This window comes from Stenotrophomonas sp. Steno-Z10-BAI, from assembly GCF_056393115.1.
The window spans coordinates 742,092-756,905 of sequence record NZ_JBWJOZ010000001.1; the positions used below are offsets into that span (position 1 = coordinate 742,092).

At 67.7% G+C, this 14,814-nt stretch carries 14 protein-coding genes; 6 read left to right on the top strand and 8 right to left on the bottom strand.

The window, feature by feature from the left end; all coding sequences use genetic code 11:
- Positions 1-190: 190 nt before the first annotated feature.
- From AC06E9_RS03405 to AC06E9_RS03440, 8 genes are all read right to left on the bottom strand, one after another.
- Positions 191-451 (bottom strand): type B 50S ribosomal protein L31, encoded by a 261-nt coding sequence (locus tag AC06E9_RS03405; protein ID WP_019183873.1) that lies wholly within the window; start codon positions 449-451, stop codon positions 191-193.
- Between the two features lie 112 nt (positions 452-563).
- The gene (locus AC06E9_RS03410) at positions 564-1,499 is read right to left on the bottom strand and encodes a nucleoside hydrolase (protein WP_088432679.1); all 936 of its coding nucleotides are present in this window, start codon (positions 1,497-1,499) and stop codon (positions 564-566) included.
- A gap of 217 nt (positions 1,500-1,716) precedes the next feature.
- Positions 1,717-3,828 (bottom strand): ATP-dependent DNA helicase RecG, encoded by a 2,112-nt coding sequence (gene recG / locus AC06E9_RS03415; protein WP_478055477.1) that lies wholly within the window; start codon positions 3,826-3,828, stop codon positions 1,717-1,719.
- 1 nt (position 3,829) lies between these two features.
- Positions 3,830-4,222, bottom strand: coding sequence for a RidA family protein (locus tag AC06E9_RS03420; protein WP_121039448.1), 393 nt, complete (start codon positions 4,220-4,222; stop codon positions 3,830-3,832).
- A gap of 321 nt (positions 4,223-4,543) precedes the next feature.
- Positions 4,544-6,703: a RelA/SpoT family protein gene (locus tag AC06E9_RS03425; RefSeq protein WP_478055478.1), complete on the bottom strand. Its 2,160-nt coding sequence runs from the start codon at positions 6,701-6,703 to the stop codon at positions 4,544-4,546.
- 156 nt (positions 6,704-6,859) lie between these two features.
- Positions 6,860-7,159 carry a DNA-directed RNA polymerase subunit omega gene (gene rpoZ, locus AC06E9_RS03430; RefSeq protein WP_005410877.1) on the bottom strand — a complete coding sequence of 100 codons (300 nt, stop codon included), beginning with the start codon at positions 7,157-7,159 and terminating at the stop codon, positions 6,860-6,862.
- A gap of 112 nt (positions 7,160-7,271) precedes the next feature.
- Positions 7,272-7,937 (bottom strand): guanylate kinase, encoded by a 666-nt coding sequence (gmk, locus tag AC06E9_RS03435; RefSeq protein WP_121039454.1) that lies wholly within the window; start codon positions 7,935-7,937, stop codon positions 7,272-7,274.
- The gene (locus AC06E9_RS03440) at positions 7,934-8,794 is read right to left on the bottom strand and encodes a YicC/YloC family endoribonuclease (protein ID WP_121039457.1); all 861 of its coding nucleotides are present in this window, start codon (positions 8,792-8,794) and stop codon (positions 7,934-7,936) included. The genes gmk and AC06E9_RS03440 overlap by 4 nt, the downstream gene beginning before the upstream one ends.
- 120 nt (positions 8,795-8,914) lie before the next feature.
- Between AC06E9_RS03440 and rph the strand changes: the two genes are divergently transcribed.
- From rph to AC06E9_RS03470, 6 genes are all read left to right on the top strand, one after another.
- Positions 8,915-9,643, top strand: a complete 729-nt coding sequence (gene rph, locus AC06E9_RS03445) for a ribonuclease PH (RefSeq protein ID WP_088432674.1) — start codon at positions 8,915-8,917, stop codon at positions 9,641-9,643.
- Positions 9,640-10,029 carry a VOC family protein gene (locus tag AC06E9_RS03450; protein WP_478055479.1) on the top strand — a complete coding sequence of 130 codons (390 nt, stop codon included), beginning with the start codon at positions 9,640-9,642 and terminating at the stop codon, positions 10,027-10,029. The genes rph and AC06E9_RS03450 overlap by 4 nt, the downstream gene beginning before the upstream one ends.
- Positions 10,026-10,619, top strand: coding sequence for an RdgB/HAM1 family non-canonical purine NTP pyrophosphatase (gene rdgB, locus AC06E9_RS03455; RefSeq protein ID WP_259259267.1), 594 nt, complete (start codon positions 10,026-10,028; stop codon positions 10,617-10,619). The genes AC06E9_RS03450 and rdgB overlap by 4 nt, the downstream gene beginning before the upstream one ends.
- A complete protein-coding gene (gene hemW, locus AC06E9_RS03460; protein WP_478055480.1) occupies positions 10,619-11,836 on the top strand; it encodes a radical SAM family heme chaperone HemW in 1,218 nt (405 codons plus the stop codon). The genes rdgB and hemW overlap by 1 nt, the downstream gene beginning before the upstream one ends.
- A 132-nt stretch (positions 11,837-11,968) precedes the next feature.
- Positions 11,969-14,446 (top strand): DUF1631 domain-containing protein, encoded by a 2,478-nt coding sequence (locus AC06E9_RS03465; protein WP_478055481.1) that lies wholly within the window; start codon positions 11,969-11,971, stop codon positions 14,444-14,446.
- A complete protein-coding gene (locus AC06E9_RS03470) occupies positions 14,443-14,793 on the top strand; it encodes a PilZ domain-containing protein (protein ID WP_121039469.1) in 351 nt (116 codons plus the stop codon). Before AC06E9_RS03465 ends, AC06E9_RS03470 begins: the two co-directional genes overlap by 4 nt.
- The last annotated feature ends 21 nt before the right edge of the window (positions 14,794-14,814 follow it).

Consider the following 14,814-nt stretch of genomic DNA (forward strand, 5'->3'; position numbering starts at 1 on the left):
AGTCGTAGACGCAGCTTCCAGGCCGCACCGGAGGCGCTGTGCCAGCGCGCGCAAGGGCTCGCGCCAACGCACGGACACAGCGTTCCGTCGGCGGGGCATGCAGGCCTCACCTGGCGTTCAGCAAACCGGGGACAACAAAAAACAACGGCCGCCGAGGCGACCGTTGTTTTCAAGCAGCTGCGTCGACAGATCAGGCCGCGGTCGGCGCCGGCTTGCCGAAACGCTTCTGGAACTTGTCGATACGGCCGCTGGTGTCGATCACCTTGTGCTTGCCCGTGTAGAACGGATGCGAAGCCGAGGAGATTTCAACCTTGACGAGCGGATACTCGTTGCCGTCTTCCCACTTGATCGTGTCCTTGGTGGACATGGTCGAACGGGTCAGGATCTTGAAATCAGAGGTAACGTCGTGGAAAACCACGTCGCGGTAAGCAGGATGAATATCGGCCTTCATGGGCGCGCACCGTAATAAGGGCTGGTGGTCAAGAGCGGCATTATAGTCCCGGCCGCCGCAAAGGGCAAGCCGGGTCCATCAACCGTGCGAAAGGTCCGCCGCAGCGGCGTCATCAGACGCCGAGTGCCGCCCTCACCTGGGCCTCGAAGCGACCCTGGTCGTAGGCCATCAGCAGCTGAGTGTTGTCAGGCTGCCCGGTCTGGCGGTTCCAGTCGACAATGGTAGCACCCCGGCTGTGCACGCCGGCCAGTTCCACGTTCAGCGGACGCGATTCGACCCGCAGCGCGCCTTCCGGCTGCAGCGCCCAGGCCATCGCCAGGGCATCGGCGGCGTACCAGCGCTCGCCACGGCTGTCTTCGGACCACAGGCGGGTCTGGCGCGAGATAAGCTCGTAGAAACGGGCCTTGTCGCTGTCCGCCGCCAGCCACTGCTCGACGTCGGCATGCAGCAGGCCGTGGGCGACGGTGGCCTCCCAATCGGCCACTTCGATGTGCGGGAAGCCGGTGAACACGATGTGCGCCGCCTCCGGATCGAAGGCGATGTTGAACTCGGCGGCCGGGGTGATGTTGCCGTGGCAGGTCACCGCTCCGCCCATGACCAGGAAGCGCTTCACGCGCTGCGGCAGGGTCGGGTCGAGCTTCAGGGCCAGCGCCAGGTTGGTCAGCGGGCCGAGTGCGACCAGGAACAGCTCACCGGCGTATTCGTGCGACAGGCGCAGGATCGCCAGCGCAGCGTGTTCGGCCTCGGCCTGGCGCTTGGCGGCCGGCAGGTTCACATCTCCAAAGCCATCGGCGCCGTGCACATGGGCGGCATCGACAGAGGGGTGCAGCAGCGGGTCGGCGGTACCGGCGTAGACCGGCACATCGTCGCGGCCAGCCACTTCGCACAGTTTCAGGGCATTGCGGACCGTGTGGTCCAGGCCTACGTTGCCGGCGGCGATGGTCAGGCCAACGATATCGTGGCGCTCATCGGCGAAGGCCATCAACAGGGCCAGGGCATCATCGACACCGGGGTCGGTGTCGATCAACAGCGGAATCTTCTTGCTCATCGTTGCCGTCTTGATAATCGGCAAGGGACTTTCGCACCCTGTCATGACAAATACAAGGCGGTGCCCTCCCACGCCTCACGTTGGCCCCAAAGCCGGCTGGCCTTGAATGTGGGTGGCTCCTGCTTCGATTACTCGACCGCAATCGGATGGGCCACTTCGCGGCTCTGATCGTGGAAGGACGCGCGCCGGCCTTCGCCCCCTGCCGACCGCCCGCGCGTTATGCCGACGCGTACCGCACGGCTGCGCCGATCCAGCGCCGCACCACCTGATCGGCCACGTCAGGCGCCTCCGCCAGCAGCCGCTCGGCAAGCGCGTGCACACCTGGCAGCAGATCCGCATCGCGGGCCAGATCGGCCATCCGGAACCCGGCCAGGCCGGTCTGCCGCGTGCCCAGCAATTCGCCCGGGCCACGCAGCTCCAGATCCTTCTCGGCGATCAGGAAGCCATCGTTGGTCTGCCGCATCGTTTCCAGCCGCTCGCGCGCCATGTTCGACAACGGCGCCTGGTACAGCAGCACGCAACGCGATACGGCCGAGCCGCGCCCCACCCGGCCGCGCAGCTGGTGCAGCTGGGCAAGGCCGAGGCGCTCGGCATTCTCGATGATCATCAACGAGGCATTGGGCACGTCCACGCCGACCTCGATCACCGTGGTGGCCACCAGCAGATCGATCTCACCGGCCTTGAAGGCAACCATCGTGGCGAGTTTCTCACTCGCCTTCAGCCGCCCGTGCACCAACCCCACGCGCACGCCCGGCAGCAGCGCCTGCAGCGATTCGAACGTGGCCTGCGCGGGCGTGGCATCGAGCTCTTCGCTTTCCTCGATCAGCGTGCAGACCCAGTACACCTGCTGGCCTTCGCGGCACGCGACGGCGATACGCTCGATCAACTCCGGCCGGCGATCATTGTTGAGCGCAACGGTCTGCACCGGCGTGCGCCCGGGCGGCAGTTCGTCGATCGCCGAGACATCCAGATCAGCGTACTCGGACATCGCCAGGGTGCGCGGAATCGGCGTCGCCGTCATCACCAGCTGGTGCGGCACACTGCGCCCACCCGCCCCCTTGTCGCGCAGCGCCAGCCGCTGGTGCACGCCGAAACGGTGCTGCTCATCGACGATCGCCAGGGCCAGGTCCTTGAACACCACACTGTCCTGCATCAGCGCGTGCGTACCGACCACCACCTGCGCCTGGCCCGAGGCGACCTCGGCCAACACCTTGGTGCGCGCCTTGCCGGTGACCTTGCCAGCCAGCCACGCCGTGCGCACGCCCAGCGGCTCCAGCCAGGCGCGCAGATTGTTCATATGCTGCTCGGCGAGCAGCTCGGTGGGCGCGGCCAATGCGACCTGCTTGCCCCGCTCCACCGCCAGCATCGCCGCCAACGCGGCCACCACGGTCTTGCCCGAGCCGACATCGCCCTGCACCAGCCGCAGCATCGGATGCGCCTTGGCCAGGTCCTTGCGGATCTGCTCGAACACGCGCTGCTGCGCACCGGTCAATTGGAACGGCAGGCTGTCGCGCAGCTGCGCCACCAAGGCACCCTGCCCGCGCAGCGAGGGCGCGTGATGCGCCTGCAACGCCATGCGCTGACGGCGCAGACTCAGGTGGTGCGCCAGCAGTTCTTCGATGGCCAACCGGCGCTGCGCCGGATGCCGGCCCGCGGCCAGTGCCACCAGATCGGCGTCCGGCGGTGGCCGGTGCACGGTCAGCAGCGCACTGCGCAGCGAGGGCAACGCCAACCCGGACAACCACCCGGCCGGCAGCAGTTCCAGCGTGGATTCTTCCGGCAGCCTGTCCAGCGCCAGGCCGATGAATTTACGCATCGTGGCGGGGCCAACCCCCTCGACCGCCGGATAGACCGGATCGAGGCTGTCGCCCAGCTCGTCATCTTCATTGCCGCCCATCACCCGGTAACCGGGGTGGACGATCTCCAGCCCGTGATGGCCAGGCTTGGCGGTGCCGTAGCAGCGGATGCGCGTGCCCACGGCAAACTGCGCGACCTGCTGGGCGCGGAAGTGGAAGAAACGCAGCACCAGCGTGCCGTACGAATCATCCTCGATCGCGACCTTGAGCACCGGCCGATAGCGGAACCCGCGCTCCACCGCGCTCACCCGCCCCTCCACCTGCGCCGCCACCCCCGGCTGCAACTGGGCAATGGTGGTCAGCCGGGTACGGTCTTCATAGCGCAGTGGCAGATGCAGCCACAGATCCTGCAGCGACGACAGGCCACGGGCGGCCAGCTTGATCGCCACCGCCGGCCCGATACCGGAGAGCATCGACAACGATGCCTCCCCGGCTGCGGCCAGCGCCGGTGCAGGAGCCCGTGACCGCGCCACGTCAGGCCTGGTCGAGCACCATCACCGCATCGACTTCGAAGTTGGCCGCCTTCGGCAGACCCGCCACTTCGATGGTCGAACGTGCCGGGAACGGCGCCTTGAAGTAATCCTGCATGACCGCATTGACCTTGGCGAACTCGCCCAGATCGGTCAGGTACAGGCCCAGACGGACGATCTGATCCAGCGAACCACCGGCCTCTTCGGCCACGGCCTTCAGGTTGTCGAACGCACGACGCGCCTGCGCCTCGATATCGCCCACACCCACGATGTCACCGGTGGCCGGATCCAGCGGAATCTGGCCCGAGAAGTACACGGTATTGCCCGCACGCACAGCCTGCGAATACGGACCGATGGCCGCCGGGGCCTTGGCACTGGTAATGATCTGACGGGACATGGAAGCTCCACGATTCAAAAGGGGGAACGCAATTGTAGCGCCCCCAAGGGTAGCGCCACGCCATGCGTGGACGCCCCCCCAACCGCGCAGCACCAATGACCCATCCGTTCGCGGTAGCCACGCCACCTGTCTCCGCACCCCCGCACGCCCTGGCAGGGAGGTGACGGGTGGGCCGGGGCAGGACCGTGTGTTGCCATGGATGGCAACACACGAGCTTACAGGGACGTACTTGCAGCGGGTCCTGCCCCGGCCTGCCCGTCACATCCCCCACGCAGGAAGAAGGCGCACGTGAACCGCCGTTGACGGGTAGCAGCTCGCGCGTTACTGGCGCCTGACCGACTGCACCACCGACAACCGCCGCAGACGCCGCATCACTTCCGCCAGATGGTTGCGATCGCGCACCTGGATATTGAACGCCAGCACCGCCGCATTGAAATCGCGGTCCAGATAATCCACCCGCTCGATGTTCGAATGGCTCTGCGCGATCGCCGCCGCCAACTGCGCCAGCACGCCGGTCCCGTTCTCCACCTCGACGATCAACGAGGTGTCGTAATCCCCGGATACCTTCGTATCCCACCCGATCGGCACCCAGCGCTCCGGCGACTTGCGCAGCTCGGCCAGGTTCGGGCAGTCCAGACGGTGCACCACGATGCCCTTGCCGGCCGTGTGGTAGCCCATGATGTCGTCGCCCGGAATCGGCTGACAACAGTTCGCGAAGCTCACTACCCCGCGCTCGCTGCCATTGATCAGGATCTTTTCCTGCGAATGCTTCGAATGCGCCCCACCGCGCAGCTCCGCATACGCCATCAGCGCCTGCGCGGCCTGGTTCGGCATCCAGTTGCCCAGCGCCACTTCGGCCAGCAGGGCCTCCAGGCGCGGATACCGGTGCTCGGCCAGGAACGCATCCAGGCGCCCCTTCGGCAACCGCTCCAGCGAGCTGTCCATCGCCTCCAGCGCGCGGTCCAGCATCCGATGACCCAGCTGCACCGCGTCCTCGTGCTCCAGCTGCTTGAGCTGGTGACGGATCGCCGTGCGCGCCTTGGAACTGACCACGAACTCCAGCCACTGCGGCTTGGGCGTGGCCGAACGCGCGGTGATCACTTCCACCGTCTGCCCACTGACCAGCTTGGTGCGCAGCGGGACCAGTTTCTTGTCGACCCGCGAGGCCACCGCCATGTTGCCCACATCGGTATGCACCGCATAGGCGAAATCCAGCGCCGTGGAATTGCGCGGCAGCGCCAGGATCTTGCCCTTGGGCGTGAACAGATAGACCTCGTCCGGAAACAGATCCACCTTGACGTTGTCCAGGAATTCCAGCGACGAGCCGGCGGCACGCTGGGAATCGATCAACTCCACGATCCACGCATGCGCACGGCTCTGTGCGCTGTTGGGCGAGTCGCCCCCGAACTTGTAGGTCCAGTGCGCGGCCACGCCGCGCTCGGCGATCAGGTCCATCTCCTCGGTACGGATCTGCACCTCGATCGGCGAGCCATACGGCCCGAACAGCACCGTGTGCAGCGACTGGTAGCCGTTGGCCTTGGGGATCGCGATGAAATCGCGGAAGCGCCCATCCAGCGGCTTGAAGGTGGCATGCACCGCGCCGAGCGCGTGGTAGGCGCTGGGCACGTTGCGCACGACCAGGCGGAAGCCGAACACATCCATGACCTGGTCGAAGGATTTGTTCTCGTCGTGCATCTTGTTGTAGATGCTCCACGGGGTCTTGATGCGGCTGACCAGGCGATGCTCCAGCCCTTCCTTGGCCAGGCGCTGGCTCAACTGCACTTCCACCTGCGCCATCGCCTCGCGGCGCACCACCGGCTGGCTGCGGATGTGTTTTTCCAGGATCGCGTGGCGCCACGGGTACAGCGCCTTGAAGCCCAGGTTCTGCAGCTCGCTCTTGACCAGGCTCATGCCCAGCCGCTGCGCGATCGGGGCGTAGATTTCCAGCGTTTCGCGGGCGATGCGGCCACGTGCCTCGCGGCTCTGCGCACCCAGCGTACGCATGTTGTGCAGGCGGTCGGCCAGCTTGATCATGATCACGCGCAGATCGCGCGACATCGCCAGCAGCATCTTGCGGAAACTCTCCGCCGCCGCTTCCTGGCGATCACGGAACTTCAGCTTGTCCAGCTTGGTCACGCCATCGACCAGCTCGGCCACGGCTTCGCCGAACTCGGCGGCCAGCTCCTCGCGGGTCAGCGGCGTGTCTTCGATGGTGTCGTGCAGGATCGCAGCGATCAGCGCCTCCACGTCCAGGCCGAGCTCGGCCAGCACCTGGGCCACGGCGACCGGATGGGTAATGTAGGGCTCGCCCGACTTGCGGGTCTGGCCGGCATGCGCGGCGGCGCCTACTTCCCAGGCGCGGCGCAGCAGCGGCAGTTGGTCGGGCGGCAGATAGTGCGCTGCGCGCTCAAGCTGGAGGACATAGTCGGGTACGGCCGCGCCGGCGGGCGTGGCGACCTTGGCAGTGGGGCCTGGGTTCATGCTCAAAGACTATGCCAGCGGCGTGATATCGGCAAATCCTGAACAGGGAGTTTCACCTGCAACAACACGCCCTCACCACAGCGACTGGCGGCACAAACGAAACAGCCCGCCAAAAGGCGGGCTGTTCGCAGCAACAACAACGGACGCGCGAGGCGATCAGTCGTCGTTCTTGGACATGTCTTCGTCGGCGACGACTTCGGCAGCGGCCCATTCCAGTGCTTCACGCTCGGCACGCTCGCGCTCGGCCTTCTCGACTTCGTCGATCAGGGCGTTGTCGATCTTGCGGGCGGCAATTTCGCGCAGCGCCAGCACGGTCGGCTTGTCTTCGGTTTCGCTGTTGTCCAGGGTGGCCTGGACGCCATTGGCCAGCTGACGGGCGCGCTTGGACGCCATCATGACCAGTTCGAAACGGTTGTTCACGACTTCCAGACAATCTTCTACGGTGATGCGGGCCATGCGGGCTCCCGGCAGCCGGTGAGGGCTGCTCAATCGAATGAGGGAAAGGGGACGGATTGTACCGGCCAGGGCTGGACAAAATCAAGCCAACCGGCTAGCACCCCGTTGAGAATCAGTCGGTTGTGGCCGGATCCTGGGTCAGCAGTGCCTGGATGAGGCCCGCGTGGCGGACCTTCTGGGCTTCCCGGCGCAGGCGGCTGGCCGTGAAAATGGCACACAGCTCGTCCACCGCGGTCTCGAAGACCTCGTTGACGATCACGTAGTCGAAGTCGTTGAAGTGCAGCATTTCTTCACGCGCGGCGGCCAGGCGCTGGGCGATCACCGCCTCGCTGTCCTGCCCGCGCTTGCGCATCCGGTCCTGCAGCGCCTGCTTGGACGGCGGCAGGATGAACACGGTGACCGTGCCCGGCACCAGCTGGCGGACCTGCTGGGCGCCCTGCCAATCGATCTCCAGCAGCACGTCCTGGCCGGCCGACAGCTGTGGCTCGACCGACTGCCGTGCGGTGCCCTTCCAGTCGCCATGCACCCAGGCATGCTCGAAGAAGTCACCGGCGGCGATCATCCGCTCGAATTCCTCGGCGCTGACGAAGTGGTAGTGCTCGCCATTGATCTCACCCGGGCGCGTGGCGCGCGAGGTGAACGAGATCGACAGGGCGATCTGCGGGTCGCGGGCCAGGGTGGCGTTGACGATGCTGCTCTTGCCGGCCCCGGAGGGCGCGGCCACGATGTACAGGGTGCCGCGCGCAGGCGCGCCGACGGCCGGGATCTGGCTGCTCATTCGATGTTCTGCACCTGTTCGCGGATCTGGTCGATCAGCACCTTCAGCTCGACGGCGGCATTGGAGGTGCGGCTGTCCACCGATTTGGAGCCCAGCGTATTGGCCTCGCGGTTGAACTCCTGCAGCAGGAAGTCCAGGCGGCGGCCGACCGGCTCACGCTGCTTGAAGACGCGGCGGATCTCGGCGATATGGCTGCCCAGGCGGTCCAGTTCCTCATCCACGTCCAGCTTCTGCAGCCACATGACCAGTTCCTGCTCGGCCCGGCCGGGATCGACCGGGTGCGGCAGGTCGGCCAGGCGGGCGGCCAGCTTGGTGCGCTGGCCCTCGCGGATCAGCGGGATCAGGGTGGTGACCTCGGCGGCGATGCGCTCGATGCTGTCCACGCGCTCCTGGATCGCGGTGGCCAGCTTGTCGCCTTCACGCTCACGCGCGGCCACGAAGCCGTCCAGGGCCGTATCCAGCAGTGCCAGGGCCTCGGCATGCAGCGCGGCGGCATCCACGGCCTCGCCCTGCATCACGCCCGGCATCTGCAGCAGTTCGGTGAAGCTCACCTGCAGGCTCGGGAAGCCCGAGGACAACCGGGTCGCCAGCTCGCCGAGCTGGCCCAGCAGCGCATCGTTGACCACCAGTGCACCGGTGACCTCCGGCGCGCGCAGGCGCATGACCAGATCGATCTTGCCGCGGCTGCAGCGGGAAGCGACGCGCTCGCGCAGGTGCGGCTCCAACGCACGCAGTTCTTCGGGCAGGCGGACGCCGACCTCCAGGAACCGGTGGTTGACCGAGCGCAGCTCACAGGCCAGCGTGCCCCAGCGGGTGGCGCGCTCGCCGTTGGCATAGGCGGTCATGCTTCGAATCATGCGGGTTTCCGGTGCTCTCAAAGTGCAAATGGTACCCTAGCGGTCTCCTTAGAGCCTCCTCGCCCGCCGGTCCCCGGCCCGGGCGTGGCCCCGCATCCCTCGTCTTACCGGAACTTGAGCATGACTGATTCCCGTCCCAGTGGCCGCCAGGCCGACCAGCTGCGCGAAGTGCGCATCGAGCGCGCCTTCACCCGCCACGCCGAGGGCTCGGTCCTGGTCAGCTTCGGCGAGACCCGCGTGCTGTGCACGGCCAGCGTGGAAAACCGCGTACCGGGTTTCCTGCGCGGCAAGGGCGAAGGCTGGGTGACGGCCGAGTACGGCATGCTGCCGCGTTCGACCCACACCCGTAACGACCGCGAAGCCGCCCGCGGCAAGCAGGGTGGCCGCACGCTGGAGATCCAGCGCCTGATCGGCCGCACCCTGCGCGCCTGCATCGACCGCGGCGCGCTCGGCGAGCGCACCATCACGCTCGATTGCGATGTGCTGCAGGCCGACGGCGGCACCCGCACCGCGGCGATCACCGGCGCCTACGTGGCCCTGGTGGATGCGGTGAACTTCCTGATCAAGCGCGGCGACATCAAGCGCAACCCGATCTTCGGCGCGGTCGCGGCGGTGTCGGTTGGCGTGTACCGCGGCACCCCGGTGCTGGATCTGGATTACGCCGAAGACAGCGATTGCGATACCGACATGAACGTCGTGATGAACGACGGCGGCGGCTTCATCGAACTGCAGGGCACCGCCGAAGGCCATGCCTTCCGCCGCGATGAACTGGATGCGCTGCTGGTCCTGGCCGAAAAGGGCATCAAGGATCTGTTCGCTGCGCAGCAGGCAGCCCTGGCCCAGGCATGAACCGTCGCATCGCCCTGACCACCCTGGTGGTGGCCGACTACGACGAGGCGATCGCCTGGTACACCGGCGCGCTGGGCTTCAGCCTGCTCCAGGACATCGACCAGGGCGACAAGCGCTGGGTGGTGGTCGGGCCGGGCGATGGCAGCGCGGCGGCCTTGTTGTTGGCGCGTGCCAGCAACGACGAGCAGCGCGCGCGGATCGGCAACCAGACCGGTGGCCGGGTCGGCTTCTTCCTGAACACCGATGATTTCTGGCGTGACCACGCGGCGATGACCGCGCGTGGCGTGGTCTTCCTCGAAACCCCACGCGAGGAGGTCTACGCAACCGTCGCGGTGTTCCGCGATCTGTACGGCAACACGTGGGATCTGCTGGAGCCCAAGCAATGAAACTGGTCCTGGCCAGCGGCAACGCCGGCAAACTGAAGGAACTGCAGGCCATGCTCGGCGGCCTGCCGCTGGAGATCGTGGCGCAGGGCGAACTGGGCGTCAGCGACGTCCCGGAAACCGGCCTGACCTTCGTCGAGAACGCCCTGATCAAAGCGCGCCATGCCTGCCAGAGCACCGGTCTGCCCGCGCTGGCCGACGACTCGGGCCTGATCGTGGATGCCCTCGACGGCGCCCCCGGCCTGTACAGCGCGCGCTATGCCGGCAGCCCGACCAACGATGCCGCCAACAACGCCAAGCTGCTCGAGGCGATGCGCGACGTACCGGCCGATCGCCGCAGCGCCCGCTTCTATGCGGTGATCGTGCTGCTGCGCCATGCCGATGATCCGCAGCCGCTGATCTGCGAAGGCAGCTGGGAGGGCGTGATCCTCGATGAGCTGCGTGGCAGCCACGGCTTCGGCTACAACCCGCTGTTCCTCGACCCGGTGCTGGCGCAGACCGCCGCTGAAATGGCACCGGACCTGAAGAACGCGATGAGCCACCGCGCCAAAGCCCTGCAGCTGCTCAAGCAGAAGCTGCCCGCCCTGCTCTGATGGCACACGACCACTGCTCCCACCAGCCCGGCGAAGCCTGCACGGGCGATCACGACCACGCCCCGCGGCTGGTGACGCCGCCGCTGGCGCTGTATGTGCATCTGCCGTGGTGCGTGCGCAAATGCCCGTACTGCGATTTCAACTCGCATGCGGCCAAGGGCGAGCTGCCGTTCGAGGCTTACATCGACGCGTTGATCCGCGATCTCGATCAGGACCTGCCGTTGGTCTGGGGCCGGGTGGTGAGCAGTGTGTTCTTCGGTGGTGGCACGCCGAGCCTGTTCCCGCCCGAGGCGATCGACCGCTTCCTGCAGGCGGCGTCGGCCCGGCTGCGCTTCGCACCGAACCTGGAGGTGACCCTGGAGACCAACCCGGGCACCGCCGAGCACGGCCGTTTCGACCGATACCGCGCCGCCGGCGTGAACCGGATCAGCTTCGGCATCCAGACCTTCAACGACGAGGCGCTCAAGCGCCTGGGCCGCATCCACGACAGTGGCGAGGCCGAGCGGGCGGTGAAGCTGGCGCAGGACGCCGGCTACGACAACTTCAACATCGATCTGATGTACGCGCTGCCGCAGCAGACGCTGGCCCAGGCCGAGCATGATCTGGAGCGTGCCTTCGCGCTGCAGCCCACGCATATGTCGCATTACCAGCTCACGCTGGAGCCGAACACCGTGTTCTTCGCGCGGCCGCCGCAGGGCATCCCCGACGAAGATTCGGCGTGGGACATCCAGGAACACTGCCAGCAGATGCTGGCCGAGGCCGGCTATGCGCAGTACGAGGTCAGCGCCTACGCAAAACCGGGCCGGCAGAGCCAGCACAACCTCAATTACTGGCGCTTTGGCGACTACCTGGGGATCGGCGCCGGTGCACACGGCAAGATCAGCAGCGGCGCTGAAGAACACGTGCTGCGCCGCTGGAAGCACAAGCATCCGCAGACCTTCATGGACACTGCCGGGACCGCAGCCTCGATCGGCGGCGACGATGTGATCAGCGCCGAGCGGCTGCCGTTCGAGTACATGCTCAACCTGCTGCGGCTGCACGAAGGCTTTGCGCTGAAGGATTTCGAATCGCGTACCGGGCTGGACCGGGCCCGGATCGACGCGCCGCTGCGCATTGCCGTGGCCAAGGGCTGGATGACCGTGACCGGCGATGAGGTCATCCCTACCGAACTGGGCCGGCGCTTCACCAACGACGTGGTCGAGCTGTTCCTGCCCTGAGCAGGCGGCGCCTGCCCGGACGGTAATGCCGGCCGCTGGCCGGCGCCGGGAACCCCGAACCGTGTCGCTTCTGGCAGGGACCGGGCGAAACCGTTAGATTCCGTGTTCTCAGGGGAGCTGGAAGAACATCGGATGTCTGCGCCCGCACCTTCGTCGTCCCAGCCCGACATGACCCGCTTTGCGGACGTGGCCGCGCCGCCGCGCGTGCGCCGCCTGCTGGCCGCGCTGCACGGGCTGGCAGTGCAGACCCTCACCGCGCCGCTCAAGCTGACCATCGTGGAGCTCGAGCGCGAGCTGTTCCGCGATGCCGAGCGCGCGCGCAACAGCCAGATCCAGGCGGACATCTTCGCGCAGGCGCGCCAGCTGCATGAAGTCAACGCGCAGTTCGGCCCCCGCTTCCTGGAGGCGGTGGCGGTGAGCCTGGCCAGCCTGCGCGGCCCCCGCCACACCCAGCGCATCGTCCCGACCGAGGTATCCGTTTCGGCTACCGCACTGACCCTGGTCAACGACACCGACGTGGACCGCGACATCGTGCTGGTGGACATCATCCGCCGCGAAGCCCAGCGCTCGGCCACCGCCCTGCAGTTGCTCGGCCAGCGCTTCGGGGTGCTCGCCGCCGGACCGGCCTTCGATGTCGATGACCTGCCGTTCGGGCCGCAGGCGCTGTGCCGGATCGTGCGCGAACTGGGTGAAGACTTCGCGCTGGGCCTGGAAACACAGCTGGCGCTGTACCGCGTGTTCGACCGTCAATTGCTGGAGCGGCTGGGTGAACTGCTCGAACGCGCCAACATCCTGCTTGCGCACGAAGGCGTGCTTCCAGGGCTGGTGTACACCCCCTATCTCGCCCGCTCGGCAACCACGCGCCGGATCATCACCGGTCCCGAGCGTGGCCTGCCCGGCGCACGCGGCGGCGCGGCGGCGCGGCCCCTGACCGGCTGGAACGGCAGCGCGCCGAGTACCGGCTGGGCAGCGATGACCGAGCAAGCCATGGCACTGGCCACGGCGTCCGCCGCGCCGGACGGCACCGCACCCATCGGTGACGCGGCGGCGGCACCGCCAACGGCATCGCCGTCCGTGTCAGCGCCGAGCGCCCCCACCAGCCCCGCTGCGGCCGACCTCGGTGCACCGGCAATGTCAGCGCTGCACCAGCTGTTGGGCGCTGCCCGGCAGGCACATGCGGCCGGCGCGGTACCTGGCGGCGCAGCGCTGGCCGCGCAAGCCGTCGGCGCCTCGGCCCAGCCCGTTGCCACCCCCACGGAAAACGCCTTCCTGGCGCCCGAGGCGCCTCCCGCGCTGGCGGTACCGGCCGACGCCGTGCACGCCACGCTGGCCAGGCTGCAGAGCCAAGCGGTCGCCCCCGGCGGCGCCCGCCGCAGCATGGCCGATCTGCACAACGCGCTGCTCGCCCAGGTCCGTGCCGAACATGGCGCGCAGGCGTCATTGACGGTCAAGGACAGCGACACTTTCGATCTGCTCGACATGCTCTACGGGCAGATCCAGCGCGAGGTGCGGCCCGAGGCCGCGGCCGCCGACCTGCTGACCCGCCTGCAGGTGCCGGTCGCCCGCGCGGCCCTGTCCGACCCGGCCTTTTTCGTGCGCGACCAGCACCCGGCGCGCGAGCTGCTCAATGCGGTGGCCGAGGCCGGCGCCAACTGGCTGGGCGAGGAAGACGTGGACCCGCAGCTGGTGCAGAAGCTCGGCCACGCCGTCGACCAGGTGGTCAACGAGTACGACGGCGATGTGGCGGTCTTCGACACCGCCAACGAGGAGATCCAGCAGCACTTCCGCACGCTGGCCCACAAGGCCGAACTGGCCGAGCGGCGGCATGTCGAAGCCGCCCGCGGCAAGGAGCGGCTGGAGGCGGCCAAGCAGCAGGCCAGCACCAGCATCGAGCAGTTGTGCGCACAGGCCGCGCCCCCGCGCTTCGTGCAGGCGCTGCTGAAACAGGCGTGGTCGGACGTGCTCACGCTCACCCTGCTGCGCAACGGCGAGACCTCGCCGCAGTGGCAGCAGCGCCAGCAGGAAACTGCCCGGATCGCCGAGGTGACCTGCCTGGCGCCGGGCATGGCCGAGCGTGATGATGTGCTGGGGCAGCAGGTCGAGTCCGCTCTGCTGCAGGTCGGCTACCACCAGGACGAGGCGGCCGCGATCGCGCGGCGCCTGTCCACGCCCGGCGGCGAGGATGACAGCAGTTCACGCACCGAGCTCACCGCCCGCCTGCGCGCCCGCACGCGGCTGGGCGAGCAGGCCGATGCCAGTGATCCGCGCAAGGTCGCCCCGCTCGCGCGCAGCACCGCCGAGGACGACTGCTATCGCCAGCTGCGCACCCTGCCCTTCGGGACCTGGTTCGAGTTCACCACCAACCAGCAGGGCGACGTGCGCCGGCAGCGGTTGTCCTGGTACAGCCTGATCACCGACAACGCGCTGTTCGTCAATCAACGTGGGCAGAAGGTGGGTGAGTACTCGCTGGATGCCCTGTCGCGGTTGATGGCCCATGGCCAGGTGCGGATCGTCACCGAAGACAAGGGCAGGCTGATTGACCGTGCGTGGCAGGCCACCCTGCGCACCCTGCGCTCGCTGGCCGGCACGCCTGCGGAGAGCACCGAATGACCACACCCGATACCCGCCGCGCGCCGCGCCGCCAGGTGACCGAGCTGGTGCCCGTGACCGACCTGATGGCCGAGACCGTGATCGGCCGGCTCGGCAATGTCTCCGAAACCGGCATGCTGATGCTGGCCTCGGTGCCGATGCAGGACGATGCGCTGTACCAGCTGCAGTTCACCATTCCCGGCCCGCAGGGTCAGCCGCTGCTGATCGACGTCGGCGTGCACCTGCTCTGGAGCGAGCAGACCCATGCACCGGGCCAGGCCTGGGTGGGCTTCCGCTTCCTGACCTTGCCCCGCGAATCACGCGAGCAGCTGCGGCAGTGGATCGCCGAGGAAACTTCGGCAGTCTGAGCGCCGGTTCCGGCACAGCGC